Genomic DNA, 2,080 nt, shown 5'->3' on the forward strand with positions numbered 1-2,080 from the left:
TGTTAAAGCCGATGATAAAATCCCCAATATAGCCGGAATAAAATTCCCCACTTACAATAGAACCATAGTGTCAATGAGAGGAGCTATGGTTCATGATTACGAGAGGGGAATTTTTTATGATCAAAGAGATGTATGAAAGGGGAATGAGTATTTCCGATATTGCGAGGGAATTGGGGATCGATCGGAAAACCGTCCGAAAATATATTCAGTCCCCCAATCCTCCTTCCAAATCCAAGCGAAAACAAAGAAAAAGCAAGTTAGATCCATTTAAGCCGTATCTTCAAAAACGAATGTTAGAAGATGGGGTGTTTAATAGCGAAAAGTTGTTTTTTGAAATTCGACAACAGGGCTATACGGGAGGAAAGACGATTTTAAAAGACTATATGAAACCTTTCCGAGAGACGGCGAAAAAGAAATACACCGTTCGTTATGAAACGCTTCCTGGCGAACAAATGCAAGTCGATTGGAAAGAAGTCGGGGAGGTCGTGATCGAAGGGAGAAAAGTCAAGTTATCGCTATTTGTGGCTGTGTTAGGCTATTCGCGGATGAAATACGCGGTATTTACGGTCAGCCAGGATCAGGAACACTTAATGGAATGCCTGATTCAGAGCTTCAAGTACTTTGGCGGGGTTCCGAAGAAGGTGTTATTTGACAATATGAAGACCGTTACAGACGGGCGAGAACAAGGAGTGGTGAAATGGAATCAACGATTTTCCGAATTTGCGAGTTACTACGGATTTATTCCAAAAGTATGCCGGCCTTACCGGGCTCAGACAAAGGGAAAAGTCGAACGAGCCATTCAGTATATTATGGATCACTTCTATGTAGGAACATCGTTTGAAAGCATCGAGGAATTAAATTTCCTTCTCCATCGTTGGCTCGATCAAGTGGCGAATCGGAAGCCAAACGCCACTACCGGTATTTCTCCGCAAGAGCGTTGGGCTGAGGAGTCACTCAAGCCTCTTCCGTTGAAAGATTACGATACGAGCTATCTTTCCTATCGGAAGGTGCATTGGGATGGCAGTTTCTCCTACAAAGGGGAACAATGGCTCTTATCGGCGGAGTATGCGGGCAAAGAAATTCTGGTGAAGGAGCGATTAAATGGAGATATTCGATTGTACTTTCGAGGGGAGGAGATTTCTCACGTGGACCAACAGAAAAAAGTGATTTCATTCGCCGAAAAAATAAAAAAGAAACAGACGGAAATGGCCGCCACCATTTCGCCTATTTCGGTGGAAGTGGATACTCGTCCATTGTCCGTTTATGACGCATTCCTGCGAGGGGAAAGCTCATGAAAGAACGAATACACGAGTATTGCCACCAACTCCATTTGCCTGTCATGGCGGAGCGATGGTCCGCCATGGCAGAATACGCCTCTACTCATAATATATCATATTCAGAGTTTTTATTCCGCTTATTAGAGGCAGAAATCGTCGAAAAACAGGCACGATCGATCCAAACGCTCATCAAGCTGTCCAAACTGCCATATCGCAAGACGATCGATACGTTTGATTTTACCGCGCAGCCTTCGGTGGATGAGCGCCGGATTCGAGAACTGCTTACGTTGTCCTTTATTGACCGGAAAGAAAATATCCTCTTTCTCGGTCCACCGGGGATTGGGAAGACACATCTGGCAATTTCGATTGGAATGGAGGCGATCGCAAGAGGATATAAAACGTATTTTATTACCGCTCACGATTTGGTCAATCAGTTAAGAAGAGCCGACCAGGAAGGAAAGTTGGAGAAAAAGCTTCGTGTCTTTGTGAAGCCAACCGTTCTCATTATTGATGAAATGGGGTATCTAAAACTGGACCCGAACAGCGCTCATTACTTATTTCAAGTGATCGCCCGGCGGTACGAGCATGCCCCGATTATCCTCACTTCCAACAAAAGCTTTGGGGAATGGGGAGAAATCGTGGGAGACTCGGTTTTGGCGACAGCGATGTTAGATCGATTACTGCATCATTCCATCATTTTCAACCTAAAGGGGGAAAGCTATCGATTACGGGAAAAGAGGCTCCAAGAAGAAAAACAGAAGGATCAATGAGGTCCTTCTGGGGAATTTTAAACCGGCGATTTT

At 44.6% G+C, this 2,080-nt stretch carries 2 protein-coding genes; both read left to right on the forward strand.

The features are described 5' to 3' along the window. Positions 1 to 92: 92 nt before the first annotated feature. Complete coding sequence (gene istA, locus K1I44_RS14910) at positions 93 to 1,295, forward strand: IS21-like element IS5376 family transposase (RefSeq protein ID WP_219986622.1); 1,203 nt, start codon at positions 93 to 95, stop codon at positions 1,293 to 1,295. Then, the gene (gene istB / locus K1I44_RS14915) at positions 1,292 to 2,047 is read left to right on the forward strand and encodes an IS21-like element IS5376 family helper ATPase IstB (protein ID WP_061580738.1); all 756 of its coding nucleotides are present in this window, start codon (positions 1,292 to 1,294) and stop codon (positions 2,045 to 2,047) included. Before istA ends, istB begins: the two co-directional genes overlap by 4 nt. Positions 2,048 to 2,080: the final 33 nt, after the last annotated feature.

Source organism: Anoxybacillus sp. ST4 (assembly GCF_019448545.1).
Classification (GTDB): Bacteria; Bacillota; Bacilli; order Bacillales; family Anoxybacillaceae; genus Anoxybacillus; species Anoxybacillus pushchinoensis.